Annotated in this window: 21 protein-coding genes, 1 tRNA gene and 2 pseudogenes; 11 read left to right on the top strand and 13 right to left on the bottom strand. The window is 63.9% G+C overall.

Annotation, left to right across the window (positions count from 1 at the left end):
- Positions 1–6: 6 nt before the first annotated feature.
- Together folK and folB are read right to left on the bottom strand one after the other, a co-directional pair.
- Complete coding sequence (gene folK / locus IEW63_RS11650) at positions 7–570, bottom strand: 2-amino-4-hydroxy-6-hydroxymethyldihydropteridine diphosphokinase (RefSeq protein WP_188636804.1); 564 nt, start codon at positions 568–570, stop codon at positions 7–9.
- The gene (gene folB, locus IEW63_RS11645; RefSeq protein WP_188636803.1) at positions 567–929 is read right to left on the bottom strand and encodes a dihydroneopterin aldolase; all 363 of its coding nucleotides are present in this window, start codon (positions 927–929) and stop codon (positions 567–569) included. The genes folK and folB overlap by 4 nt, the downstream gene beginning before the upstream one ends.
- Positions 930–981: 52 nt before the next feature.
- Between folB and plsY the strand changes: the two genes are divergently transcribed.
- Positions 982–1,566, top strand: a complete 585-nt coding sequence (gene plsY / locus IEW63_RS11640) for a glycerol-3-phosphate 1-O-acyltransferase PlsY (RefSeq protein WP_188636802.1) — start codon at positions 982–984, stop codon at positions 1,564–1,566.
- Between the two features lie 5 nt (positions 1,567–1,571).
- Here plsY and tsaD read toward each other — a convergent pair whose 3' ends face one another.
- Together tsaD and IEW63_RS11630 are read right to left on the bottom strand one after the other, a co-directional pair.
- Positions 1,572–2,603, bottom strand: coding sequence for a tRNA (adenosine(37)-N6)-threonylcarbamoyltransferase complex transferase subunit TsaD (gene tsaD / locus IEW63_RS11635; protein WP_188636801.1), 1,032 nt, complete (start codon positions 2,601–2,603; stop codon positions 1,572–1,574).
- Between the two features lie 85 nt (positions 2,604–2,688).
- Positions 2,689–3,639: a DegV family protein gene (locus tag IEW63_RS11630; RefSeq protein ID WP_188636800.1), complete on the bottom strand. Its 951-nt coding sequence runs from the start codon at positions 3,637–3,639 to the stop codon at positions 2,689–2,691.
- Between the two features lie 276 nt (positions 3,640–3,915).
- On the opposite strand from IEW63_RS11630, the gene rpsU reads away from it, so the two are divergent.
- The 8 genes and pseudogenes from rpsU to IEW63_RS11590 all read left to right on the top strand — a co-directional run bounded on the left by rpsU (position 3,916) and on the right by IEW63_RS11590 (position 12,218).
- The gene (rpsU, locus tag IEW63_RS11625) at positions 3,916–4,131 is read left to right on the top strand and encodes a 30S ribosomal protein S21 (RefSeq protein WP_036989131.1); all 216 of its coding nucleotides are present in this window, start codon (positions 3,916–3,918) and stop codon (positions 4,129–4,131) included.
- Between the two features lie 196 nt (positions 4,132–4,327).
- Entirely contained in the window at positions 4,328–6,229 is a 1,902-nt protein-coding gene (dnaG, locus tag IEW63_RS11620; RefSeq protein WP_188636799.1) for a DNA primase, read from the top strand.
- Between the two features lie 88 nt (positions 6,230–6,317).
- Positions 6,318–8,186 (top strand): RNA polymerase sigma factor RpoD, encoded by a 1,869-nt coding sequence (rpoD, locus tag IEW63_RS11615; RefSeq protein ID WP_188636798.1) that lies wholly within the window; start codon positions 6,318–6,320, stop codon positions 8,184–8,186.
- Between the two features lie 145 nt (positions 8,187–8,331).
- Positions 8,332–10,710, top strand: a complete 2,379-nt coding sequence (locus tag IEW63_RS11610; protein ID WP_188636797.1) for a penicillin acylase family protein — start codon at positions 8,332–8,334, stop codon at positions 10,708–10,710.
- A gap of 112 nt (positions 10,711–10,822) precedes the next feature.
- Positions 10,823–10,899, top strand: a tRNA-Ile gene (locus IEW63_RS11605).
- Between the two features lie 72 nt (positions 10,900–10,971).
- Positions 10,972–11,088: pseudogene (locus IEW63_RS11600) on the top strand (DUF4172 domain-containing protein); the annotation flags it as partial.
- Between the two features lie 82 nt (positions 11,089–11,170).
- Positions 11,171–11,647, top strand: a complete 477-nt coding sequence (locus tag IEW63_RS11595; protein WP_188636796.1) for an FAD/FMN-containing dehydrogenase — start codon at positions 11,171–11,173, stop codon at positions 11,645–11,647.
- Positions 11,648–11,696: 49 nt separating this feature from the next.
- On the top strand, positions 11,697–12,218 hold the full coding sequence (locus tag IEW63_RS11590) for a sterol desaturase family protein (RefSeq protein ID WP_188636795.1): 522 nt from the start codon (positions 11,697–11,699) through the stop codon (positions 12,216–12,218).
- Here IEW63_RS11590 and crtB read toward each other — a convergent pair.
- Genes crtB through fni form a run of 5 tightly spaced genes read right to left on the bottom strand, consistent with a single transcriptional unit; the run spans position 12,169 to position 18,095 of the window.
- The gene (crtB, locus tag IEW63_RS11585; protein WP_188636794.1) at positions 12,169–13,104 is read right to left on the bottom strand and encodes a 15-cis-phytoene synthase CrtB; all 936 of its coding nucleotides are present in this window, start codon (positions 13,102–13,104) and stop codon (positions 12,169–12,171) included. The genes IEW63_RS11590 and crtB overlap by 50 nt on opposite strands.
- Positions 13,101–14,591: a phytoene desaturase gene (locus IEW63_RS11580; RefSeq protein WP_188636793.1), complete on the bottom strand. Its 1,491-nt coding sequence runs from the start codon at positions 14,589–14,591 to the stop codon at positions 13,101–13,103. The genes crtB and IEW63_RS11580 overlap by 4 nt, the downstream gene beginning before the upstream one ends.
- On the bottom strand, positions 14,588–15,760 hold the full coding sequence (gene crtY / locus IEW63_RS11575) for a lycopene beta-cyclase CrtY (protein ID WP_188636792.1): 1,173 nt from the start codon (positions 15,758–15,760) through the stop codon (positions 14,588–14,590). Before crtY ends, IEW63_RS11580 begins: the two co-directional genes overlap by 4 nt.
- Positions 15,757–17,043 (bottom strand): glycosyltransferase, encoded by a 1,287-nt coding sequence (locus IEW63_RS11570; protein ID WP_188636791.1) that lies wholly within the window; start codon positions 17,041–17,043, stop codon positions 15,757–15,759. Before IEW63_RS11570 ends, crtY begins: the two co-directional genes overlap by 4 nt.
- Positions 17,040–18,095 carry a type 2 isopentenyl-diphosphate Delta-isomerase gene (gene fni, locus IEW63_RS11565; protein ID WP_188636790.1) on the bottom strand — a complete coding sequence of 352 codons (1,056 nt, stop codon included), beginning with the start codon at positions 18,093–18,095 and terminating at the stop codon, positions 17,040–17,042. Before fni ends, IEW63_RS11570 begins: the two co-directional genes overlap by 4 nt.
- A gap of 176 nt (positions 18,096–18,271) precedes the next feature.
- On the opposite strand from fni, the gene IEW63_RS11560 reads away from it, so the two are divergent.
- On the top strand, positions 18,272–19,213 hold the full coding sequence (locus IEW63_RS11560; protein WP_229710482.1) for a polyprenyl synthetase family protein: 942 nt from the start codon (positions 18,272–18,274) through the stop codon (positions 19,211–19,213).
- A 17-nt stretch (positions 19,214–19,230) separates the two neighbouring features.
- On the opposite strand, the gene IEW63_RS11555 is transcribed toward IEW63_RS11560, so the two are convergent.
- The 3 genes and pseudogenes from IEW63_RS11555 to IEW63_RS14765 all read right to left on the bottom strand — a co-directional run.
- Positions 19,231–20,424 carry an MFS transporter gene (locus tag IEW63_RS11555; RefSeq protein WP_188636789.1) on the bottom strand — a complete coding sequence of 398 codons (1,194 nt, stop codon included), beginning with the start codon at positions 20,422–20,424 and terminating at the stop codon, positions 19,231–19,233.
- A gap of 66 nt (positions 20,425–20,490) precedes the next feature.
- Positions 20,491–21,099: a TonB-dependent receptor domain-containing protein gene (locus IEW63_RS11550; protein ID WP_188636788.1), complete on the bottom strand. Its 609-nt coding sequence runs from the start codon at positions 21,097–21,099 to the stop codon at positions 20,491–20,493.
- Between the two features lie 58 nt (positions 21,100–21,157).
- Positions 21,158–21,334, bottom strand: a pseudogene (locus tag IEW63_RS14765) (TonB-dependent receptor domain-containing protein); the annotation flags it as partial.
- On the opposite strand from IEW63_RS14765, the gene pobA reads away from it, so the two are divergent.
- Entirely contained in the window at positions 21,326–22,453 is a 1,128-nt protein-coding gene (gene pobA, locus IEW63_RS11540) for a 4-hydroxybenzoate 3-monooxygenase (RefSeq protein ID WP_188636868.1), read from the top strand. The pseudogene IEW63_RS14765 and the gene pobA sit on opposite strands and share 9 nt — an antisense overlap.
- 43 nt (positions 22,454–22,496) lie before the next feature.
- Here pobA and IEW63_RS11535 read toward each other — a convergent pair whose 3' ends face one another.
- Complete coding sequence (locus tag IEW63_RS11535; protein ID WP_188636787.1) at positions 22,497–23,795, bottom strand: NAD(P)/FAD-dependent oxidoreductase; 1,299 nt, start codon at positions 23,793–23,795, stop codon at positions 22,497–22,499.
- Positions 23,796–23,830 lie beyond the last annotated feature (35 nt).

The raw sequence follows: 23,830 nt of genomic DNA, 5'->3' as shown, positions 1-23,830 counted from the left end.
GCCCTGTCAGGCAGCACCACTGCCTGGTATTACCTCCGTCTCCGGCAGTGCCTGCCGCAACAGCCAGTCCGGCGTCAACGGCTGTTGCCGCCAGTCAAAGGCGACCGGCCAGACCTTCTGACGACCCTGCCAGCCCAGCCACACCGACGCTGCGCTCTGCCCGCTGTCGGGAATGCTCAGCTGCGGGGCCAGCAGCGCCAGCGGCCACAGAACAAAGGCGTTGCGGTAGATTTCCGGGCGCGGCAGCTGGATGCCGTCATGGCAACCGGTCAGTTCACCGTATAGCAGAATATCGATATCCAGCGTGATGCGCCCCGGCACTGTCTGCTCACGGCGACCGCAGGCGGCTTCGATGGCTTTCAGGGCGGCGTTCAGGTCCGTCAGCTCCAGGGCGCAATCAGCCGCCACCGCCATGTTATAGAAGCGCGTGCCGAGAATGCCGACCGCATCACTCTCGAATACCGGCGAGAGCTGCAACGGCCCCAACAACTGCTCCAGCGCATCCAGCCCGCGAGCAAGATAATGTTCGCGGTTGGTATTGCTGCCGATGCCGAGGTAGACCCGCGTCATGCGCGGCACTCCCCCCGTTCAATGACCACACCCACGCCGCCGGTCGCCTGGGTAACGGCTCCGGGCTTGTTGATCCTCAGGCGCACCCAGGGCACATGGAATTCGGACATCAACAGCGTGGCCAACCGCTCGGCCAGGGTCTCCACCAGTTCGAAGCTGCTGGCGCGGACATATTCCAGCACGCGGCGACTGACCGAAGCGTAATCCAGCGCCAGATTCAGGTCATCGGTTTCGGCTGCCGGGCGAATGTCCCACCCCATTTCGAGATCAACCACCAGCCGCTGCCGGATGGTCCGCTCCCAGTCGTAGGCGCCGATCACCGCGTCGACCTCCAGCCCTCTGATAAAAACCTGATCCATTGTTTGCTCCTGTATGACTACAATGGCCTTTCACCCAAAGCGGCAAGGTACCATGAGCCTCGAATTCATCCTGCTGTCGTGTGCTGCCTACCTGCTCGGTTCGATCTCCTTCGCCGTGCTGCTGGCCCGACTGAGCCGCCAGCCGGACCCGCGCAGCTTTGGCTCACGCAATCCGGGCGCCAGCAACATGCTGCGGCTGGGCAAGCGCTGGCTGGCCATTGCCACCCTGCTCGGTGACACGGGCAAGGGCGCGCTGGTGGTATGGCTGGCCGCCCGACTCGGCTTCGAGCCGGTACAACAGGCCTGGGTAGGGCTTGCTGCCCTGGCCGGCCACATACTGCCGCTGTATCACCGCTTCCATGGTGGCAAGGGCGTTGCCACCGCCGCCGGCGTCCTGCTGGTGCTGTCCTGGCCTGCCGCCGCTCTGACAGCGCTGGTCTGGGTCGGCGTTTTCGCCCTGCGGGCCACTGCTTCGCTTGCGTCACTGGCAGCCTGCGTCGCCCTGCTCCCCTGGACGGCCTGGCACAGCCCCGAACTGCAGATCCCGATCAGCCTCATGGCGCTCGTCGTGGTACTGCGCCACCGGCTGAATATCGGCCGGCTGATAGCCGGCAACGAGAACCGCTTCAGGTTCTGAGCCGTCTAGCTGACGATAGCCGGCAACTGTTCCAGCGGCCAGCGCGCCCGCGGCGACAGTCCCTGCTCATCCTGCTGACCTGCCATGAGACGCTGGCAACCGGCGTAAGCGATCATCGCACCGTTATCCGTACAGAATTCAGGACGCGCATAGAAGAGCTCCCCGCCCAGGCCCCCCGCCATTTTTTCCAGCGATGCCCGCAGGCGCCGGTTGGCGCTGACGCCTCCGGCAATCACCAGGCGCTTGAGCCCGCTCTGCTTCAACGCCCGTCGGCACTTGATGGTCAGGGTGTCGACAACGGCCTGCTCAAAGGCAAGGGCGATGTCGCTGCGGGTCTGCTCCTGGGCATCGCCGGCCTGCACACAGCTCTGCCAGGTATTCAGGGTGAACGTCTTGAGGCCGCTGAAACTGAAGTCCAGGCCGGGACGGTCGGTCATCGGGCGGGGAAACACGAACCGCCCCGGCGCTCCCTGCTCGGCCAGCCTGGCAATCTCGGGGCCGCCGGGATAGCGCAGCCCCATGAGTTTGGCGGTCTTGTCGAAGGCTTCGCCGGCGGCGTCGTCCAGCGACTCGCCAAGCAACTGGTAATGGCCGATGCCGTCTACCCGCACCAGCTGGGTATGACCGCCGGACACCAGCAGCGCAACGAACGGAAACTGCGGCGGACGCTCTTCGAGCATGGGCGCCAGCAGGTGGCCTTCCATGTGATGCACCCCAAGCGCCGGCACCTGCCAGGCGTAAGCCAGGGCACGGGCGAAGGCACCGCCTACCAGCAGCGCGCCGACCAGTCCCGGTCCGGCGGTATAGGCGATGCCGTCCACATCCTGACGCTGCACGCCGGCGCGCTCGAGCACCTCGCGCACCAGCGGCACCATGCGTCTGACATGGTCGCGGGAGGCCAGCTCGGGCACCACGCCGCCGTAGATGCGGTGCAGATCGATCTGACTGAACAGGGCGTCCGCCAGCAGGCCGCGCTCGCTGTCATACAGCGCAACGCCGGTTTCATCACAGGAAGTTTCAATACCCAGAACACGCATGGAATCAGGAGGGCCGGTCAGCTTGGAAAGAGGCGTGCATGATAATCCCCATGCCCCCCTCAGACCAGCCCTTCCTGTCAGCTGCTCAGCGCATGTCCTGGAATCGGTGGGGTGCCGCAGCCAGAGCCAGCCCTGCGCCGCCGGGTCCGGCGTATATGTTGCTGGTGATGTTGGCAGGTGAAGCCAGCAGGGTTACGCCATGATCCCGACAGGTCTGCTGCAGCCGGTCGAAGCCCGGCAGATCTGCCATCTCCTGCTCCTCCATCCCCGCAGAGAACACCACATAGGGCGACAACAGGCCCTTGCGGATACAGCCACAGGCATAGTCGATCATTCTTTCCACCGCCGCTTCGAAACTGCGGGCGCGGAACACGGGCCCGCCCTGATGGCCCTGCCCCCAGATCACCGGAGTCACCTTGAGATGCCGTGCAAGAAATGCCGATACCGCCGACACACTCTTTTCACCCCGCGACAGGCTGCGCTGGCGGATGTAGTCCAGATCCCGCGGGATCGCGCAGCCATATATATGCTGGGTAAAGTCATCCACCTGCTGACGCAGGGCATTCTTGCCCACGCCCTGCCTGATCAGATGGACGGTGTGCGCCGCCAGCAAACCCTGACCGGCGAACACGGTACGGCTGTCAACGACACGCATGGCGAAGCGCCCGCTCAGCCCGGCCGCTTCCCGGTACGGCTTGTAGCCGGCGATGATGCGGTGCATGGCCTCGTTGGCATTGTCATGGATATCGCTACGCGCCCGGGCAATGGTCTCGAGGAACGCGAAATCGTACTGGGTGACCACCTCGCGCATGAACAGATCGTGAATCTGCTCGGGAGTGAACGCCGCCGTTTCGGCCTGATGGCCGAGGGACATGCGACCGCTGGTATAGAAGCGCCGGGTAGTGACCGGGTCGTGGTCGTCGACGAACGTCTCGCCATCAACCCGGACGGTCACCGGCAGAATGAAGATATTGTTTTCCTGGATGAAGGAGTACGGCAACTCGCATGCCGAATCCACGATCAGACCTACGCGCATCCCACTCTCCCTGGTGACTGCCGATGCTGGATTCCATCGATAGATTTCTGTTGCTGCCTCGTATTCTGTTTCAAAGCTGAGACAGCCTCAAGAAGCTCCTGATCACCCATAAGGGTGACGCATAGGAAGGCGAACAAGGATACCGGCGACCCGGGGATTCACCCATCCATACCCTTTGCATTTCGCCGACAAAGAAGGTAATATCCGCTCCCCTTGAAATGCGATTGCTCTGACTCGCTCAGGGCTATTAACCACAGTTTCCGAGAAAGGTACGAAATGCCTGCCGTCAAAGTTAAAGAGAACGAACCCTTCGACGTCGCCCTGCGTCGTTTCAAGCGCTCCTGCGAAAAAGCCGGCGTTCTGGCTGAAGTCCGTCGCCGCGAGTTCTACGAGAAGCCCACCACCGAGCGCAAGCGCAAGGCAGCTGCAGCCGTCAAGCGTCACGCCAAGAAGCTGCAGCGCGAGAACCGTCGCCGCGAGCGCCTGTACTGAGTTCAGTTACAGCGTCCTGCCGGGCCTGATCGCAGGCCCGCCGAGCACGACCTTCCGCGCTGGACGCCTGAACCTGCATTGATAGCCATTATCTCCGGCCTTCCTTTCAACAGGGAAGCAGCTGGATTTTCGTGTTTCCTACGTATGCTATCATTCCGCCCCTGATTCACTCACCAACCTTCGCAAGGCAGGATGCATGGCCGGGCTGATCCCGCAGGGCTTCATTGACGATCTTCTTGGACGCACCGACGTGGTCGAGGTGGTCGGCTCACGGATCAAGCTGAAGAAGACCGGCAAGAACTGGTCCGCGCTGTGCCCGTTCCATAACGAGAAATCCCCCTCGTTCAGCGTCAGCCCCGACAAGCAGTTCTATTACTGTTTCGGCTGCGGCGCCGGCGGGAACGCCATCGGCTTCCTGATGGATTTCGAGCGGCTGGATTTCCCGCAGGCGGTGGAGGAGCTGGCTCGCCAGGCCGGTGTCGAGGTACCCAGGGAAGAGCGAAGCGATCGTCGCGGGCCCCGCCCCAGTCGTCAGGACAGTCCGCTGTACCCGGTGCTGGAAAATGCCGCCGCGTATTACCGTCAGCAGCTCAGGCATCATGCCCAACGCCGACGCGCGGTGGACTACCTGCAGCAACGGGGCCTGTCGGGGCAGATCGCCAAGCTCTATGACCTGGGCTTTGCTCCACCCGGCTGGAACAACCTGATGAGCCACCTGGCCACGGATAATACCGAGGAGAAGGTACTCATCGAGGCCGGGCTGGTAGTGGAGAACCCGGACAGCGGCAAGCGCTACGACCGCTTCCGCGACCGCATCATCTTCCCCATCCGCGACAGCCGCGGGCGGGTCATCGGTTTCGGCGGCCGGGTGCTGGGCGACGACAAGCCCAAGTACCTGAACTCCCCCGAAACGCCGGTGTTCCAGAAGGGCCGGGAGCTGTATGGCCTGTACGAGGCCCGCCGCCAGAACCGTCAGCTGAACGACATTCTGGTGGTGGAAGGCTACATGGATGTGATCGCACTGGCCCAGCACGGCGTCACCAATGCGGTCGCCACACTCGGCACGGCCACCAGCGAAGAGCATCTCAAGCGGCTGTTCCGCGTGGTCAACACCGTCATCTTCTGTTTCGACGGGGACAATGCCGGTCGCCAGGCAGCCTGGCGTGCGCTGCAGTCCTGCCTGCCGGTACTGGAGGACGGGCGTCACGTGCGCTTCATGTTCCTCCCCGAGGGCCAGGACCCGGACAGCCTGATCCGCCATGAGGGCCAGGACGCCTTCCGGGCCCGGATGCAGCAGCAGGCTCAGCCCCTGACGGAGTACATGTACCGCCACCTTGCCGAAGAGGCGCCGCCGACCAGTCTCGAAGGCAAGGCGCATCTGGCCACACTGGCCCTGCCGCTGATCGAGCAGGTGCCGGGCAGCCTGTTGCGGCGCCTGCTGCGTCAGGCCCTGCAGGAACGCACGGGCATGGCGCTGGATGATCTGGCCCAGCCTGCCCCGCCACCGGCAGCTGTCACAGCGCCGCCGGCGGTGGACGACGAGTACGATCCGGGCTACGCCGACCCCGGCGACTATCGTCATTACGACGAGGCGCCGGACTGGGACAGCCGGGCGGCCATCAGCCGCTCCAGCCCTGCCCCGCGCGCGAAGCGGCCCGAGGCCAGCCGATCGGTGGAAAGCCCGGTAATGAGCGCTGCCCGTATTCTGCTGCACAACCCGCACCTGGCGGGGCTGGCGCAGCAGGCCAGTTCGCTGGCCAATGAAGGGGACGAAGAGGCCCAGCTGCTGATCGCGCTGATCGACACCCTTCAGAAAAACCCGAAACTGACGACAATAGAGTTACTGGCGAGGTGGCACGGGACGGCTCTGGGAGTGGAGCTGAACCGCCTGGCGGAAAAGGAGTGGCTGCTGAATATTCCCACTGCCAACCTTGAACAACAGTTTTTCGACACTATAAATAGATTGATGGCGGGGCAAATCGACCGCCAGATTCAGCACCTCCTCGACAAGTCGGCTCAGACCCCACTCACCAACGAGGAGAAACAGCAGCTGCGGGAGCTAATCGCCCACCGGCATACACCAACTGCCGGTAGCTGACAATACGTCAACTGGCCAGGCGACCCTGTTTCAGGGTATAATCCGCAGCTTACTTTTTTGCACACCAAGGCATCCACATAGGGTTGTTATGTCCGGAAAAGCGCAACAGCAATCCCGTCTCAAAGAGCTCATCGCCCGCGGTCGCGAGCAGGGCTACTTGACCTACGCGGAGGTCAACGATCATCTGCCGGAGGATATCTCAGATCCGGAGCAGGTTGAAGACATCATCCGCATGATCAATGACATGGGAATCACCGTCTTCGAGACTGCACCTGATGCAGATGCCCTGCTGCTGGCAGACAGCGACGCCGACGAGGCCGCTGCCGAAGAAGCCGCCGCCGCGCTGGCTGCGGTAGAGAGCGACATCGGGCGCACCACCGACCCGGTACGCATGTACATGCGTGAGATGGGTACTGTCGAACTGCTGACCCGCGAAGGCGAGATCGAGATCGCCAAGCGCATCGAGGAAGGCATCCGCGAGGTCATGGCGGCCATCTCCATGTTCCCCGGCACGGTCGACGGCATTCTCACCGAATACCAGCGCATCGCCGAGGAAGGCGGGCGCCTGACCGATATCTTCAATGGCTACATCGACCCGGATGACGATGGGCTCTCCGGCACCGATAACGCGGTGGTCCCCGCCGCTGCGGCCAAGCCGAAGGACGAGAAGAAAGCCTCCGACGATGACGAGGAGGAAGAGGAAGACACCGAGGACGATACCGAGGAAGAGACCGATGGCGGTCCCGACCCGGAGATCGCCCGCCAGCGTTTCGGCGCTGTGCAGGAGCAGCTGGAGAAAGTCCGCAAGGTACTCAAGGCCAAGAAAGGCGACCGCAGCCACCCCGACGTGGTGGCGGAGATGGAAACCCTCGCCCAGCTGTTCATGCCGATCAAGCTGGTGCCCAAGCAATACGACGCACTGGTGGCCCGTGTTCGCGGGGTGCAGGATGATATCCGCGCCCGGGAACGTGCCATCATGCAGCTCTGTGTGCGTGATGCCCGCATGCCCCGCGCCGACTTCCTGCGCTCCTTCCCCGGCAACGAGACCAACGAGAAGTGGATCGACGAGGTGCTCGCCAAGAAGCCTGCCTACGCCGACGCCCTGGCTGCCCTGCAACCGGACATTCTCCGCCAGCAGCAGCAACTGATCGCCCTGGAACAGGACGCTCAGTTGACCATCGCTCAGGTCAAGGACATCAACCGTCGCATGTCGATCGGTGAAGCCCGCGCCCGTCGCGCCAAGAAGGAGATGGTCGAGGCCAACCTGCGTCTGGTGATCTCCATTGCCAAGAAGTACACCAACCGCGGCCTGCAGTTCCTCGACCTGATCCAGGAAGGCAACATCGGCCTGATGAAGGCGGTGGACAAGTTCGAATACCGTCGTGGCTACAAGTTCTCGACCTATGCCACCTGGTGGATCCGCCAGGCGATCACCCGCTCGATCGCCGACCAGGCACGCACCATCCGTATTCCGGTGCACATGATCGAGACGATCAACAAGCTCAACCGCATCTCCCGGCAGATGCTGCAGGAGATGGGCCGCGAGCCCACTCCGGAAGAGCTCGGCGAGCGCATGGAAATGCCCGAGGACAAGATCCGCAAGGTACTGAAGATCGCCAAGGAGCCGATCTCCATGGAGACCCCGATCGGGGACGACGAGGATTCGCATCTGGGCGACTTCATCGAGGACAGCACCATGGAATCGCCGATCGACTCGGCCACCGTGGAAAGCCTCAAGGAAGCCACCCGCGAAGTACTTTCCGGTCTCACCGCACGGGAAGCCAAGGTACTGCGGATGCGCTTCGGCATCGACATGAACACCGATCACACCCTGGAAGAGGTCGGCAAGCAGTTCGACGTCACCCGGGAGCGGATCCGTCAGATCGAAGCCAAGGCCCTGCGCAAGCTGCGCCACCCCACCCGCAGCGACCATCTGCGCAGCTTCCTCGACGAGTAAGCTTGCCTGCACCATCGAACGCCCGGCTCTGCCGGGCGTTCTCGTTTCTGCCCTGCCACCATAAAACCTGTGCTGCGCCTCGATTTTCTCCTATCCTGCTTCGACCACCCGAAAGTGTGGCCAACAATAATAAGAGGAACGGAACATGCGGCAGTATCTGCAGCGTAGAAGTCTCGTACAACTGGGCCTGATCGGCACCGCCCTGATGCTGGGCGCCTGCAAGCTGGGCGGAGGCGGCGGCAGCAGCTCATCTCCCGCCCCGGACAGGGGCTACCAGGCGACCATCGAAAGAACCACCTATGGCATTCCGCACATCACCGCAGAGGATTTCGGCGGTGCAGGGTACGGCCACGGTTACGCCATCGCCGAGGACAACCTCTGCGTGCTGGCCGACGCCTTCGTGACCTTCCGCGGAGAGCGCTCACGCTTCTTCGGGCCCGATGCACCGGCCTCGGAGATGAGCACCTTCGGCACGCCTCCCAACCTGGAGGCGGACTTCTTCTTCAGGTTCATAGTGAATGACCAGCAGGTGGCCCGGTTCAGAGAAGCCCAGTCCGCCGATGTGCTGGAACTGCTGAGCGGCTTCACCGCCGGTTACAACCGTTACGTTCGGGAGATCCGCGACGGCATGCACCCGGGCCGCCATGAAGCCTGCCGGGATGAAGAATGGTTGGCGACCACCACCGAAGACGACCACATGCGCCGCCTCGTGAGCCTCAACCTGGCCGCCAGCAGCGCCAACTGGGTCGAGGAAATCGCCAGCGCTCAGCCGCCGCAGGCCGCCGCTGCCACCCGCAGCCTGATGCGCAGCGCCCCGCCCCAGCCGGATATCGATCCGGAGCGTTTCAGGCTGGGCCGCAAGGAAGGCATCGGCAGCAATACCTATGCCTTCGGCAGTGATACCACCGAAACCGGTCGCAGCCTGCTGTTCGCCAACCCCCACTGGTACTCGTCAGGCATCGACCGCTTCTACCAGGTCCATATGACCGTGCCGGGCAAGATGGATATCTTCGGTGCATCGATCATGGGCTCGCCCATGGTGCAGATGGGCTTCAACAACAATATTGCCTGGGCCCATACGGTCTCCACCGCCTACCGCTTCACTCTCTACCAGCTGCAGTTGGTCAGCGGCGACCCGACCCGCTACGTCCATGATGGCGTGGAAAAGGCTCTGGAAGCTGTTGAGCTGACGGTGCAGGTCAGACAGGAGGACGGCTCGCTGTCACCCGTTACACGCACGCTGTATCGGTCCGTATACGGGCCGATGATCAACCTCGCGGCCCTGGGCCTGCCGGCATGGAACGAACAACTCGCCTTTACCTTGCGTGACGTGAACCTGGAGAACACCCGCGCGTTCGAGAACTTCTTCGCGTGGAACCAGGCCGAGTCACTGAACGAGTTCTTCGACATCATCCAGCAGCAGGTGGGCATCCCCTGGGTGAATACCACAGCGATCGGTCGTGATGACTCTCGCGCTCTGTATTCCGATATCACCGCAGTGCCTAACGTGCCTGACAGCATGCTCGCGGAATGCCTGGCGCAACCTCTGGGGCCCATCGTGATTCAGGTAGTCCCCGGCCTGCCCCTGCTCGATGGCAGCCGCAGCGCCTGCGACTGGCGTACCGACGCTGATTCCCGGCAGCCCGGGGCGTTCGGCCCGAGCAACCTGCCCCACCTGTTCACTACCGATTACGTCGCCAACATGAATGACAGTTACTGGCTGAGCAACCCTGACCAGCGGCTTACCGGCTTCGACGGCATCATCGGGCGGGAGGACTACCAGCAGACCCTGCGTACCCGCCTGGGGCATATCATGGTCAGGGAGCGGCTGGCCGGTCTGGACGGCCTCCCTGGCGATCGCGCCAGCAGCGAGAACATCCGCAAGCTCGTGTTGAACAGCCGGGTCTACAGCGCAGAGTTGCTGAAGGACGACGTACTGGACACTGCCTGCACGGGCGCGCTGACTGCCAGCGAACGGCAGGCATGCGACATCCTTGCCAACTGGGATAACACCGGTGAACTGGATGCCGTCGGCGCCCATATCTGGACCCGCTTCTGGGAAACGGTTCAGGAGCAGCAGTTGAACCTGTACGCCACCCCCTTCGACCCGGCCCAGCCTCTGGACACACCCGCCGGGCTGAATCCCGCCATATCCGCCGACATCCGCTCTGCCTTCTCGGCTGCGGTGGCGGACCTGGTGGCCGATGGCGTTCCCCTCAACGCCCGGCTGGGTGACCTGCAGTTCTTCCCGAAACCCGACGAGTCCATTCCCCAGTTCGGCGGCGAGGGCAGCGAAGGCTACTTCACCGTGCTGCGTAACAGCCACCTGCATGTGGTGGATTTCCCGGAGGACGGGCCCGTTCGCGGATACACCCTGTTGAGCGGCTCCCAGTCCACCGACCCGAACAGCCCCCACTACGCCGACTACAGCAAGGCCTATTCGGAGAAGCAGTGGCATGCGCTGCCCTTCACCCGGGAACAGATAGAGACCGCACGCATTTCATCGATCGAGATAGAGGAGTAGCACCCGCCCCGCAAGGCGCCCATGGGCGCCTTGCATTCCTCCCCGTGCGGATGCACAGCAGCCTAGCCACAGCCCACCGCAGCCCGTATAATTCGCGACTGTTGCAAATCGGGGGCCTATAGCTCAGTTGGTCAGAGCAGTCGACTCATAATCGATTGGTCGCAGGTTCAAGTCCTGCTGGGCCCACCATTCCTGCTATAAGCGAATACATCACTCGCTTATTCGAAAGCCCTTACACTCCTTGCCTGCCCCCTCAGGGAAAAAGTATCCAAACCCACCGCTACGCGACATCTGAGCGACCTGCTGGAAAAAGACTGTCTCGTTCGGCTACCGGGCGGCGGTCGCAGCACGCGGTATCAGATCAATCACACCTCGTGAAACAACTAGTCGACTGATCAATTCCCGACTAGCCTGCTATGACACGGCGCCAGCCCGTGTCGCCGAAAAGGAGCAGGCCCATATGAAAGCCACACTGTTGCTGCTGTTGAGTTTCCTGTCACTGTCCGTACATGCGCTGGAAATGGGCGAGAGGCTGGATCGCTGGACGCTGCCGGACCAGTTTGACCAGCCCTTCGAGCTGAACGATGGGGTGAAGGTCATTCTCGTTGCCAGCAGCACCGGCGCGGCGCGCGTGGTGGACGCGGCAATCAAGACGGAGCCCGAGGGGTATCTGGAAGCGCGGCAGACAATCTATATCGCCGACATTACCCATATGCCCAGGCTGGTGGCCAACCGGGTGCTGGTGCCCTCCATGCGTGATGCCAACTATCGCATTCTGCTGGACCGTGAGGGCCAGGTGGCCTCAGGCTACAACCCTGACCGGGGTGAGGTGCTGTGGCTGAGACTGGAGAACGGCGCGCTGCGCGAGCGGCGACAATTCGCTTCAGCGGACCAGCTGAAGGATGCGCTGGATCAGTTGGCGTCGACGAGGCAGTAGTCATCAGACGATATGCGGCCTATCCCATGGGCAACCGAGCAGGTTTTCAATGAGCATCGCTATTAACACACTGGTTTTCTTTATCACTCTGGCCGGAATGGAAGCCTTTGCCTGGTGGGCGCATAAATATGTGATGCACGGTTGGGGCTGGGGCTGGCACAGGTCGCACCATGAGCCCCGCGAGGGCTGGTTTGAGAAGAATGATCTGTATGCGGTGGTATTTGCAGCTGTGGCGATAGCGCTGATCGCGTTCGGTACGGGCGGTTGGCATCCTCTGGAGTGGGTCGGCGCGGGGATGACGGCTTACGGTTTTCTGTACTTTCTGGCCCATGACGGGCTGGTGCACCGCCGCTGGCCGTTCCGCCATGTGCCGCGCAGCGGCTACCTTAAACGCCTCTACCAGGCGCATTTGATGCACCACGCGGTGCGTGGGCGTGAGGGCTGTGTTTCCTTTGGTTTTCTTGTCGCGCCGTCGGTCGCCACGCTGAAAAGGCAGTTGCGTGAATTGCACGACGGGCCGCTCAACAAGGCGGCTGGCGAGGCCGTGTCCAGAGAGCCCCACGGGGTCTGATCTGGAACCGACGGGAGGCCAGCGCCTGTACCGCGCCCGCCGTCACCAACCGCAGTTTGTCCCCCTTGCTGGTCGACACGCGCTGATCCCACGCGGCGGCGCCTCTGGCTTTCACCTTGATTCCGATCTCCCGGTAGACGCCCCGCGCGGTGGCGATGGCCCAGGCCGAGCGCAGCGGCAGCGCCGGCAGGCCCTGGTTGGCGGAGGCGTAGTAGGGCTCGGCCAGGTCGACCAGGCGTGCGGCCAGTCGGGCCACCGCTGGACGGTGTGCCGGCAGTGCAAGCTCTTTTCGGGGCACGCCTTCTTCACTCAGCCACTGCGCCGGTAGATAGCACCGATCGTTTCTGGCGTCCTCGACGATATCCCGGGCGATGTTGGTCAGCTGAAATGCCAGCCCGAGGTCGCAGGCGCGATCGAGCGTGGCTTCGCCCTTCGCGCCCATGATCACGGCCATCATCAGCCCGACCACCCCGGCCACGTGGTAGCAGTACTCAAGGGTGTCGTCGATGGTGATGTATTCGCGTCCATGCACATCCATGGCGAAGCCCTGCAGATGCTCCTGCGCATATCGTTCGGGCAACGCATGCCGCTGTGCCACTTCCTGCAACGCGGCGAACGCGGGGTTGCTCATCGGCTCGCCAGCGTATGCCCGGCGGGTCAGTTCGACCAGTTCGGCCAGCCGTTGCTCGCTGCCCTCGGCGCTGCCTCCGGTCTGGCCGAAGCCCAGCTCCTGGCCATCGACCACATCGTCGCAGTAGCGGCACCAGGCGTAGAGCATGATTGCGCTGCGACGGGTAGCCGGATCGAACAGCCTGGCCGCCGCGGCGAAGCTTCTGGAGCCCACCTGGATTGTATGAGCAGCGTGTTCCACCAGCGCGTCGGTCATGCGTTCAGTTGCTCCATCATCAGTTCAGCGGTGGCCTTGGCGGAGCCGACGACTCCGGGCACCCCCGCACCGGGATGTGTACCCGCGCCCACCAGATACAGGTTGGTGATTGTTCCGTCGCGGTTATGCGGTCTGAACCAGGCGCTCTGGGTCAGGATCGGCTCCAGTGAAAAGGCCGATCCCAGATGCGAGTTCAGCTCATCGCGAAAATCCACTGGCGTAAAGAAGCTGCTGGTGACCAGATGCTCGCGCAAGCCGGGAATGTAATGCTCCTCCAGGTAGGCCAGAATGCGATCACGATACCTGGGCCCCTCCACTTCCCAGTTGATGGGCGCGTTGCCCAGATGCGGTACCGGTGCGAGTACGTAATGGGCACTGTGACCGGGCGGCGCCAGTGACGGGTCCGTCACACAGGGCGCATGAAGATACAGGGAAAAGTCATCGGCCAGGGTGTCGTGATTGAAGATTTCCTGGATCAGCTCACGGTAGCGCGGCCCGAAACACACCGTATGGTGCTGCAGGTTCCCGGGCACCTTGTTCAGGCCGAAATAGATGACAAACAGCGACATGCTGAAGCGCTTGGACCTGAGGGATCTGGCCTTGCTCACGCCGCGGGGATGATGGCCCAGCAGGCGCTCGTAGGTATGCACCACATCGGCATTGGATGCGAGAGCGTCTGTGCTGAAAACGCGCCCGTCCTTCGCCTCGACGGCCTTGACCCGGCCATCCTCAACATCGATGCGCGCCACTTCGGCATTGAGCTCGACGGTGCCGCCCAGCTCCTCGAACAGCCTGACCATGCCCTGCACCAGCGCGCCGGTACCACCCCTGGGAAACCACACGCCCCACTTGCGTTCCAGCGCGTGGATCAGGGTGTAGATGGATGAGGTTGCAAAGGGATTGCCGCCCACCAGCAGCGAATGGAAGGAGAACGCCTGACGCAGATGTTCGTCCTTGATAAACCGCGAGACCATGTCGTACACGCTGCGCCAGGCTTGCAGTCTGGCCAGCTGGGGACCGGCGGCGACCATATCGCGGATGGTCAGAAAGGGCACAGTGCCAAGCTTGATATAACCCTCCTGAAATACCGCCTGGGAGTACGCCAGAAAGCGGCGATAGCCTTCTACGTCGTCCGGGTTGCGTTGCTCAATCTGCCGATCCAGTGCCTGCTGATCATTCAGGTAATCGAAGGGCGGCGCGTTCTCCCAGCAGAGCCGGTAGAAGGGCTCGACCGGCAGCAGTTCGACATAATCGCTCATCGCCCTGCCGGCCAGCGTGAACAGTTCTTCCAGCGCTGAAGGGTCAGTGATGACGGTAGGGCCTGCGTCGAACACAAAGCCCTGATCCTCGTAGACATAGGCCCTGCCGCCGGGCTTGCCGCGCTTTTCCAGTACCGTGACCTGATAGCCGCCGGCCTGTAGTCTGATGGCCAGAGCCAGCCCGCCGAAACCGGCGCCGACCACCACTGCGCGCTTGGGTTGGGTCATGCACTGATCCTGATTTTCCGAGGTTGGGTAAGACCGGCTGCCCTGATGGCCTGGCCAAGGGGGACCGGCGGCTTGCCGGAAACGATGCGCAGCTTGTCCAGCGGTGTCAGGCGTCCGGCGTAGAAGCGACTGATAAGACCTGCCTGCAGCCCGTAGAAACGCTGCATGACCTTCCAGCGGTCACCGGGCTTGCCGGCCAGAAACAGCATGCGGTTAAGCAGCCGGAAGAAGCCCTGACGCCGCCACTCCCGCTCTGCTTCAAGCGCCACAATGCGCGCCAGCGCAGCCGCGCTGAGGTCCGGCGCGGAGGCGATGCGCTCGGCCAGCCGCACGGCGTGGGGCAAGGAGTACCCGGTGGTCGGGTGAAACAGACCGGCACGCAGGCCGCTGACCGGCTGGCCGGCGTGATCATGCCAGAAGGCCGAGAGGTCTCCGGCAAGGGTGATCGGCAATACGCCCTGCTCCTCGCGCAGCACCTCGACAGTCGACCAGCCCCGCGCCTGCGCGTAAGCGCTTATATTCCCGCGCAATCGGGCCGCGTCGATGACCGGACCGTCGACATAGTGGGTGTCTTCAATCAGCAACGTATCGGCGGAAAACGGCAGCACGTAGACAAAGCGATAACCCTGCCCCTGCTCGACGCTGGCATCCATCAGGATCGGCTCGGTCAGCCCGTGGGGACGCGACAGCCGGACCTCCTGGCCGACAAAGCCCTGGTATCCCAGCGCCAGATGCGGGCTGGATTGCGCGCCACGCCCGTCGATGACTGCACCGGCCTCGAGCACCTCGCCATCCTCCAGCGTCACCGAGGTGGGGGTCAGCTGGGTTATGCGCGCCCCGGTGCGTACCTGCCCGGCCAGCGTCCGGCTGAGCACGCGGGCGAAGTCATGCGCTGCGATGCTCATGTAACCGCCGGGCAGCCGGCGTCGGCGCTCCGGAAAGATCACCTGATACCCATCCCAGCGATGGCTGACAAGCGGAGCCAGCCAGGCATGCTGCGCGGGGGTCAGGTCGGCCTCATGGAAGGACCAGGTATGATTACCACCGAGCCTGTCACCCTGCTCCAGCAGCAACACCTTCAGGTCCGGGCGCTGCTGATGCAGGCGCCAGGCAATCAGTCCATTGGCCAGCCCTGCGCCGGCCAGCATGACATCGTAGCGCACCGTCACCGCCGGCCCTCCGCCAGCACCGGCCTGCCGGTGCGCATCACTGCTTCGACAATATCGGCGGCGACCGGGGTGCCGCCCGCCGCCTCAACCTCAGCGCCGAGCCGGGCCAGATTGCCGGCGAAGCCGGTATCGTTCAGCAACCGCTGCAGCAAGGTACTCATTGCCGCGCTGGAGCAGAAGCGTGCCGAAGCCCTGAGACCGACACCCGCGTGGCACACCCGCGCGGCAACGCCGGCCTGGTCGAAGGCAATCGGCAGAGCCAGTACCGGCGTGCGGGCCACCAGGGCGTCCATCACCGTATTGAGCCCCCCGTGGGAAACCACCGCATCGGCCCGCGCCAGCGCCGCGCGCTGCGGCGCGAAGTCCGTCACCCAGGTAGCACCTTCCCGTTCCAGCACGCGGGCCTGTGCTGCATCCAGCCCGTTGCAATGGGCCAGCAGCAATTGCACATCCAGCCTGCGGCAGGCCCGTGCGATACGCCTGAACACTCCGTAGCGCTGGCCCAGAAGAGTGCCGAGCGAAGCAAACACCATGGGTTTGCCCGCTGTCACGGCGTACGGCAGCGGTGGTTCGGCGCCAATGTCAGCACGCAGCGGGCCCACGTGATGGAAATGCGCGGGCAGCGCAACGCGGGGAAACTCGAAGCCCGGCACTGTCTGGCTTATCTGGGCCAGCGGCGAGAGACACTGGTGCAAGCCGTCGCGGGGAGACAGACCCAGCGCCGCTGCGTGCTCGGCAATCACCCGACGGTGACGCCTCATTATCCAGTCGTAAACCCGGGTACTGCCCTGATACATCTGCCGGGAGCGCTCATCCTCGCCGTAGGCCATGGGCATTACCGGCAACGGCACGCCGGGCTCGCGGTTCACCGGCAGGGCGCAGGCCACCGAGACGTACGGCAGGTCCAGTGCCTCCGCCACCATGCCGCCAGCCGCCTCCATCTGGTCACAGATCAGCGCGTCGACCTGCAGGGCTGACAAGGCGGCGGGCAACTCCCGGCAGAGCATATCGGTTGTGCGCGCCATGTCGGCGATCAGCCGTCTGAGTCCGGTCAGGCCGCCTGGATTGGCCGCGTAGCGCAGCGTCTGCGCCAGACTGCCCGCCGGGTGCGAGGTCAACCCAACCGCATGAAAGTGGATCAGCGGTGAATCCAGCCAGGCCGCCGCGTCCTGCTGGTGAACGAAGGTGACCCGGTGCCCGCGGCTGACCAGCTCCACGCCCAGCGCCTGCAGCGCACGGAAATGGCTGGGCAAGGCCGGGGCAACGACCGCGAAATGCGTCATGCCGGACCGCTCAGCGGCACGCCGTCCAGACTCAGGGGCGCACGTCGCAACGCAGCCAGGTCGGCGCTGCCGGTGCAGAAGCAGGCGATGCGCAGCTGCCGGATAAGCACCTCGAAATGGGCGATCACCGCCTCGGTGGACCGGGTAGCGCTGTGCAATACCGCAGCGGCCTGGCCGACCATGTCCGCGCCCAGACGGATGGCCTTGGCCGCGTCCACCCCGTTGCGAATGCCGCCGGAGGCGATCAGGGGCGTGGCCGGCAGGGCCTGGCGCACCTGCACTATGGCCTGGGTGGTCGGGATTCCCCAATCGGCGAAGGCCATGGCCACCTGCCGATCCGCCTCACTGAGCGCCCGCTCGGCCTCTACCTGCGCCCAGCTGGTGCCGCCGGCGCCCGCCACATCGATTACCGACACACCCACCTCCACCAGCGACCGCGCCACCGCAGCGGAAATACCGGCGCCCACCTCCTTGACGACCACCGGTACCTGGCAGCGCTGCACGACTGCGCCGATCGCCTCAAGCACCCGGCGCCAGTCCCGATCTCCGCCGCCTTGCACCGCTTCCTGCAGCGGGTTGAGATGGATGATGAGGGCATCCGCGCCAATCATTTCCACCGTCCTGCGCGCCCAGTCCGTACCGGACCCATCGGCCAGCTGGGCCGCGCCGATGTTGGCCAGCAGGGGCACGTCGGGTGCAAGGCTGCGCAGCTCCCGGGTCAGGCCGTGATCGATTCCGGACTGCACAGCTACTCTCTGGGAACCTATCGCCAGAGCGATACCCAAAGCCTGGGCGGCCTCGGCCAGATGGCGGTTGATGCCCTCGGCCCGCGCGGCACCGCCGGTCATCGAGCTGATCAGCAAGGGGGCACGGAGGGTTCGGCCCAGAAACCGGGTGCTGAGATCCACCGCGTCAAGGTTCAGCTCGGGCAGCGCACAATGCTCGAGCTGATAACGAGCGAACTGGTTACCGGAAGGTGAGGGAGTTCTGTGCGGGTCGAGCACGATGTCCAGATGGTCGTTCTTGCGGCTAACCAGATCACCATCGCTCATGCCAGGCATAGCTCCGAAGGAAGGATTATTGTGAGCGAATCCATGCAGGATTCCGATTGCACGGCTTTAATGGCTGATGGCAGCGCCCTGCTCTGTCGGTCGCCGCCGTTCAGATTGACCAATTACAGTCCAGTAACCCGCAAGACGCAAACAGGAAGCTGCCCGGGAGCCTTCATATGAACCAGTTATCTGCGGCAGTCAGCTCTGACCATGATTGCAGTATTCGGACGATCAGAGCCAGGATCGATGCGCGCCTGGCGGAAATGCTGGCCGGCGAGGATCTGAACACCCCTGTCAGTGCCGCCATGCATCGAGGCACGCTTCCTGCCGGCAAGCGCGTGAGGCCCATTTTACTGATCCTGGCCGCGCGGGATCTGGGCCATGACTCCGCGGCGCTGATCGATCTTGGCTGCGCCATCGAGATGGTGCATGCCGGCTCCCTGATCGTCGACGATCTGCCGTGCATGGACGACGCCTCCCTGCGCCGCGGGCAGCCCACCATACACCGGCGCTTCGGCGAGGATGTGGCGATACTGGCGACGGTCGGGTTGCTCGCCAGGGCATTCGCAACGGTGGCCTCGCTGGAGCCGGTTGACTCCGGTGTCCGCGCCAGACTGGTCAGCTGTCTGCCCGAGGCCGTCGGCACCCAGGGGCTGGTACGTGGCCAATATGAGGATCTGCACGAGGGGCTTCGGGCGCGTTCCGCCAGCGCCATCACGACCACCAATGAATTGAAGACCGGTGTGCTGTTCAGCGCCACGCTGCATATGGCCGGCCTGATCGCCGGGGCAAGTGAGGCACAGCAGCACAATCTTCATCGCTTCGCCATCGAGCTGGGCCACAGTTTTCAGCTGCTGGATGACCTGACCGATGGCGAGCCGGATACGGGCAAGGATGCAAACAAGGACCTGGGCAAATCGACACTGGTGGGCTTGCTTGGGGCGGAGGCCGCCCGCCAGCAGCTGGTTGGCCACCTGACCCGGGCCGACGCCTGGCTCACCCGGGTGTACGGTGCGGACGGCCAGGTCAGCCGCTATATCCGATCATTGTTTGCCGCGGCGCTGCCAGCCCCGCAGCAGAGCAGCCGAGCCTATTTCCACGACGGTGGCATTCGCTGAAAAGGACACTGCCCGGCTCAGCTGGACAGCTCTGCTGCCGAGCCTGGCAGTTCTCGGGTGCCGGCCTCCACACCCGGCCTCTTGAGGGCCCAGGTCATGACCATCACCACCAGTGCCCCCGCCACCATGCACACCCAGGCCCACTCCAGCGCCCCCAGGCTGTCGCGGATGACCCCCGCCAACAGAGGCATGAGTGCGGCGATGGTGTAGCCGCCGCCCTGGACGAAGGCCAGCAAGGCGCCGGCCCGCGCAGGCGAGTCGGCGTGGTCGAGAGTGACGATCAGCTGCAGCGGGAACAGCGCGCCGATACCCAGGCCCACCAGAATGACGGCGGGAAGCATGAGCGATACCGGTGCCAGGATCAGGCACCCCAGTCCGCCGAGAATGAGGCAGATGACCCCCGACAGCAGCGGCCGCCGGTCGGGAAAGCGATGAACCAGTGCGGACACCGCCAGCCCGGCCACCACTTCCATTGCGGAGACGGCGCCAAGCAGGTAGCCGCCGTGGGCAGCGGGAAAGCCCAGATCGATGTAATACACCGGCAGCCAGGCAAGAACCAGCGTGTAGGCGCTGGTGCCAATACCGAAATACATCAGCAGCATCCAGGCCTTGCGGTCGCGATAGGGCAGTAGCGGTACTTCGCTGTGACGCTGGTGCCCGCCGGCGAAGCGCAGCCAGGCGAGCAGCGCCAGCAGTGCCGGCAACATGGCAGCCCCCAGCACCAGCTTCCAGCCGCCCAGCTCTGCCGCCGGCGCCGCGCCGGCCGCGGCCAGCACCGCGCCGCCCATGATGCCGGTAGTGAACAGCCCCATCAGCGACCCGGCCCGTTCGGGGTGATGGCGTTTCAGCCAGGCCGGCATCAGTGCCTGCACCATGGCGATGCCGGTGCCGGCCACGGCGGCCGAGACGATCATCGGGCCGGTGGAGTCGATCACAAAGCGCGCCGCACTGGCAAGCACGATCAGCAGCATCCCCAGCGCGATCCCCCGCACCTCTCCGATGTTGCGCTGCAGCCAGGGGCCGGCCAGTGCGCAGACACCCATCAGCACCACCGGCAGGGTGGTGAGAAGGCTGGCCTGGGTGCTGTTGAGACCGAGATCGCCCTGCAACATGCCCAGCAGGGGGCCAACCGCCGCCATGATCGGGCGCAGGTTCAGACCAATGAGCAATGCAAGCACGGCGACGAGCGCGTACCGGGGAGTATGAGACATGAATATTCCGGGGAGGGAGTGAAACAGCGGCCGATTTTAACATATTCGCCCGCTGCGCGCCGCCCGTCAGAAGCTGAGGGTAGCCGAGACCCAGTAGCGCCGGCCCTCGTCGACCATCCAGTTGCCATCCAGGCCATCGAAGCGGCCCCGCTCATCCACCGCCACGATCCGGTCGCTCAGATTGAGCACGGCGGCGCTCAGGCTGACATCTTCCGTCACCCTGTAAGTCGCGCCCAGGTCCACGGTGGTACTGGCGCTCCGCTCCCGGCTGCTCACCGCACCGTTACGAAACCCGGTGTAGTACTGCCTGCCCTCATAGTTGGCGCGAATGTAGGTGCTCAGCTGTGCCAGCGGGTTCCATTCAAGCCGCAGGTGCGCCATGTGCTCCGGCGTCTTGTCCAGTGGCTGACCGTCCAGCGAGCTGCCGTCAAAGGCGGGCTCGCCACCCCCGCGGCGCTCGGAATCGGTATAGGTATAGTTGCCGCTGAGCAGCCAGTCGGCGTGCAGCGGCAGGGCAGCACTGAGCTCCACCCCGCGGATGCGTACCTCGTCGATGTTGTCGTAGACATACAGCGGCCGGGCCGGATTCCCCGGGTCGGCCTGGCCCGAATCGTAACTGACCACCTTGTTCTCGAAATCGTTGTTGAACAGGGTCAGGCCGAAGCTGCGGGCCATCGCTGCCGTCGTAGCGGATGCCCAACTCCTGAGTGGTGCTCTCTTCCGGCTCCAGATCCGGATTACCGCACAACGGACCACGGGGCAGCGAGCTGCCGCCAGTGGTCATGCAGTACTCGGCGGTGACCTGACGCAGAGTCGGCGCCTTGAAACCGCGGGCCAGGCCGGCGCGCAGCGTCCACTCCGGGGTCAGGCTGTAGTTGGCGTAGAGGCGTGGCGTGATGTACTGCTGCACAAGGCAGGGATCGATAACATCATCATCGAAAGACAGTCCGCTGACTACGTGCAGAGCCGTATCCGCGCCGGCATTCTGGAGCAGGGTATGGTTGATCTGCTGCGCGAAGCCGGTGTCAGCGAGCGCATGGAAAGCGAAGGGATCGAGCATGACGGCTTCGAGATGGCTCTGGATGGTCGCCGCGTGCGTATCGACCTGAAGCGGCTCACCTCCGGCAAGTCGGTCATGGTCTATGGCCAGACCGAAGTCACCCGGGACCTGATGGCGGCCCGTGCCGCCAGCGGCCTGACCACCCTGTACGAAGTACCGGACGTGGCGCTGCATGAGCTCAAGGGTGAGAGCCCCTACCTGACCTTCACCCACGAAGGCCAGCCGGTGCGCCTGGATTGCGATTACGTCGCCGGCTGCGACGGTTTCCACGGCATTGCCCGCCGCTCCATCCCGGAGGATTCGATCAAGACCTTCGAGCGGGTTTACCCGTTCGGCTGGCTGGGCCTGCTGTCCGACACCCCACCGGTGAGCGAGGAGCTGATCTATGCCACTCATGAGCGCGGCTTCGCCCTGTGCAGCATGCGTTCACCGACCCGTTCGCGCTATTACCTGCAGGTAAGTCTGGACGAGAAGGTCGAGGACTGGAGCGACGAGCGTTTCTGGAGCGAGCTGAAAAGCCGTCTTCCTGCTGAAACGGCCGCCCGGCTGGTAACCGGACCATCGCTGGAGAAAAGTATCGCCCCGCTGCGCAGCTTCGTGGTCGAACCCATGCAGTACGGGCGCCTGTTCCTGGTGGGTGACGCTGCGCACATCGTGCCGCCGACCGGCGCCAAGGGACTGAACCTGGCCGCCAGCGACGTGAATACCCTGTACCGGATCATGACCAAGGTCTACCAGGAGGGCCGTATCGGCCTGGTGGAACGCTACTCCGAAATCTGCCTGAAGCGGGTCTGGAAGGCCGAGCGCTTCTCCTGGTGGATGACCTCGGTGCTGCACCGCTTCCCCAGCATGGACGGCTTCAGTCAACGCATGCAGAGCAGCGAACTGGACTATTACGTGGGATCACCCGCAGGGCAGACGACCATTGCCGAGAACTACGTCGGCCTGGCCTACCAGCAGGTCGAGTAACCACCGCTGGCCGGCCCCACCATCAGGCGGGGCTGGCCGGAACTCAGTGCAGCTTCATCCGCGGATTGGTTCGTTTGCCGATGCGGTCGTTGAGGATCAGCAGGCCGGTGCGGAAGATGCCGTACAGCGCCATCTGGTGCATGCGGTACAGCGACACGTAGAACACCCGCGCCAACCAGCCTTCGACCTTGACGTTACCCATGACACTGCCCATCAGGTTGCCCACGGCACTGAACCTGGCCAGGGATACCAGCGAGCCATAATCCTTGTACCGATACTCCGGCAGCGGCTTGCCTTCCAACCGGTTCCTCAGCGATTTGGCCAACAGGGTGGCCTGCTGGTGGGCCGTCTGTGCCCGCGGCGGTACATTCCTGTCACTGCCATCACCCATCGGGCAGGCCGCACAATCGCCAAGTGCGAAGATGTTCTCATCCCGGGTTGTCTGCAGGGTCTGGCTGACCACCAGCTGATTGATCCGGTTGGTTTCCAGACCGTCGATGTCCTTCATGAACGACGACACGCGAATACCGGCGGCCCAGACTTTCAGGTGCGCCGGGATCAGCGTGCCGTCAGCGGTGATCATGCCTTCGGCTGTCACCTCTCTGACCGGCGACGAGGTGCGCACCACCACGCCGAGCTTTTCCAGCTGTGTGTGCACAGCGGTGCCAATGCGTTCGGGCAGCGCGGGGAGTACCCGAGGCCCTGCCTCGATCACGTTGATATTCATGTCCTGCGGCTGGATGGCACTGAGCCCATAGGCCGCCAGCTCTTCCGAGGCATTACGCAGCTCCGCCGCCAGCTCCACGCCGGTGGCCCCGGCGCCGACGATGGCAATATCCAGGCGGTTACCGTCTCCCTTTCGGGCATGGGCGCTGAGGTAATGGCCGAGCAACTGGCGGTGCAGGTTCAGCGCCTGACCGGTCTCGTCGAGGAAGAAGCAATGGTCGGCAGCGCCCTTGGTGCCAAAATCATTGGTCACACTGCCGATCGCCAGCACCAGGGTGTCGTAACCCAGCGTGCGGGCCGGCACCAGCTCGCGGCCTTCCTCATCCAGCGTGGCCGCCAGGCTGATCTCTCTGGCCGCCCGATCCAGTCCCTCGAAGCGGCCGAGCTGGAATTCGAAGTGATTCCACTTGGCCTGAGCCAGGTAGTTGAGCTCGTTATCGGTACTGTTGAGCGAGCCGGTGGCCACCTCATGCAACAGCGGCTTCCAGATATGGGTGAGATGCGCATCCACCAGGGTGATATGCGCCTTGCGTTTTCTGCCCAGGGCGCGGCCGAGCCGGGTAGCCAGTTCCAGACCACCCGCGCCGCCGCCTACGACGACTATCCTATGTAACATCAGAACCACTCTAGCTGAGAGATGGCCGCCCGCTC

This window comes from Halopseudomonas pertucinogena, from assembly GCF_014646575.1.
Lineage (GTDB): Bacteria > Pseudomonadota > Gammaproteobacteria > Pseudomonadales > Pseudomonadaceae > Halopseudomonas > Halopseudomonas pertucinogena.
This window is presented reverse-complemented; position numbering and strand designations above follow the sequence as displayed.

Coding starts and splice junctions, on each gene's coding strand:
- IEW63_RS11560 (WP_229710482.1), top strand. CDS start 18,272: ATGAACCAGTTATCTGCGGCAGTCAGCTCTGACCATGATTGCAGTATT.
- fni (WP_188636790.1), bottom strand. CDS start 18,095: ATGAGCGATGGTGATCTGGTTAGCCGCAAGAACGACCATCTGGACATC.
- IEW63_RS11570 (WP_188636791.1), bottom strand. CDS start 17,043: ATGACGCATTTCGCGGTCGTTGCCCCGGCCTTGCCCAGCCATTTCCGT.
- IEW63_RS11550 (WP_188636788.1), bottom strand. CDS start 21,099: ATGGCCCGCAGCTTCGGCCTGACCCTGTTCAACAACGATTTCGAGAAC.
- dnaG (WP_188636799.1), top strand. CDS start 4,328: ATGGCCGGGCTGATCCCGCAGGGCTTCATTGACGATCTTCTTGGACGC.
- rpsU (WP_036989131.1), top strand. CDS start 3,916: ATGCCTGCCGTCAAAGTTAAAGAGAACGAACCCTTCGACGTCGCCCTG.
- rpoD (WP_188636798.1), top strand. CDS start 6,318: ATGTCCGGAAAAGCGCAACAGCAATCCCGTCTCAAAGAGCTCATCGCC.
- folK (WP_188636804.1), bottom strand. CDS start 570: ATGACGCGGGTCTACCTCGGCATCGGCAGCAATACCAACCGCGAACAT.
- IEW63_RS11590 (WP_188636795.1), top strand. CDS start 11,697: ATGAGCATCGCTATTAACACACTGGTTTTCTTTATCACTCTGGCCGGA.
- crtB (WP_188636794.1), bottom strand. CDS start 13,104: ATGACCGACGCGCTGGTGGAACACGCTGCTCATACAATCCAGGTGGGC.
- plsY (WP_188636802.1), top strand. CDS start 982: ATGAGCCTCGAATTCATCCTGCTGTCGTGTGCTGCCTACCTGCTCGGT.
- folB (WP_188636803.1), bottom strand. CDS start 929: ATGGATCAGGTTTTTATCAGAGGGCTGGAGGTCGACGCGGTGATCGGC.
- IEW63_RS11610 (WP_188636797.1), top strand. CDS start 8,332: ATGCGGCAGTATCTGCAGCGTAGAAGTCTCGTACAACTGGGCCTGATC.
- IEW63_RS11535 (WP_188636787.1), bottom strand. CDS start 23,795: ATGTTACATAGGATAGTCGTCGTAGGCGGCGGCGCGGGTGGTCTGGAA.
- IEW63_RS11630 (WP_188636800.1), bottom strand. CDS start 3,639: ATGCGCGTAGGTCTGATCGTGGATTCGGCATGCGAGTTGCCGTACTCC.
- IEW63_RS11580 (WP_188636793.1), bottom strand. CDS start 14,591: ATGACCCAACCCAAGCGCGCAGTGGTGGTCGGCGCCGGTTTCGGCGGG.
- IEW63_RS11595 (WP_188636796.1), top strand. CDS start 11,171: ATGAAAGCCACACTGTTGCTGCTGTTGAGTTTCCTGTCACTGTCCGTA.
- IEW63_RS11555 (WP_188636789.1), bottom strand. CDS start 20,424: ATGTCTCATACTCCCCGGTACGCGCTCGTCGCCGTGCTTGCATTGCTC.
- tsaD (WP_188636801.1), bottom strand. CDS start 2,603: ATGCGTGTTCTGGGTATTGAAACTTCCTGTGATGAAACCGGCGTTGCG.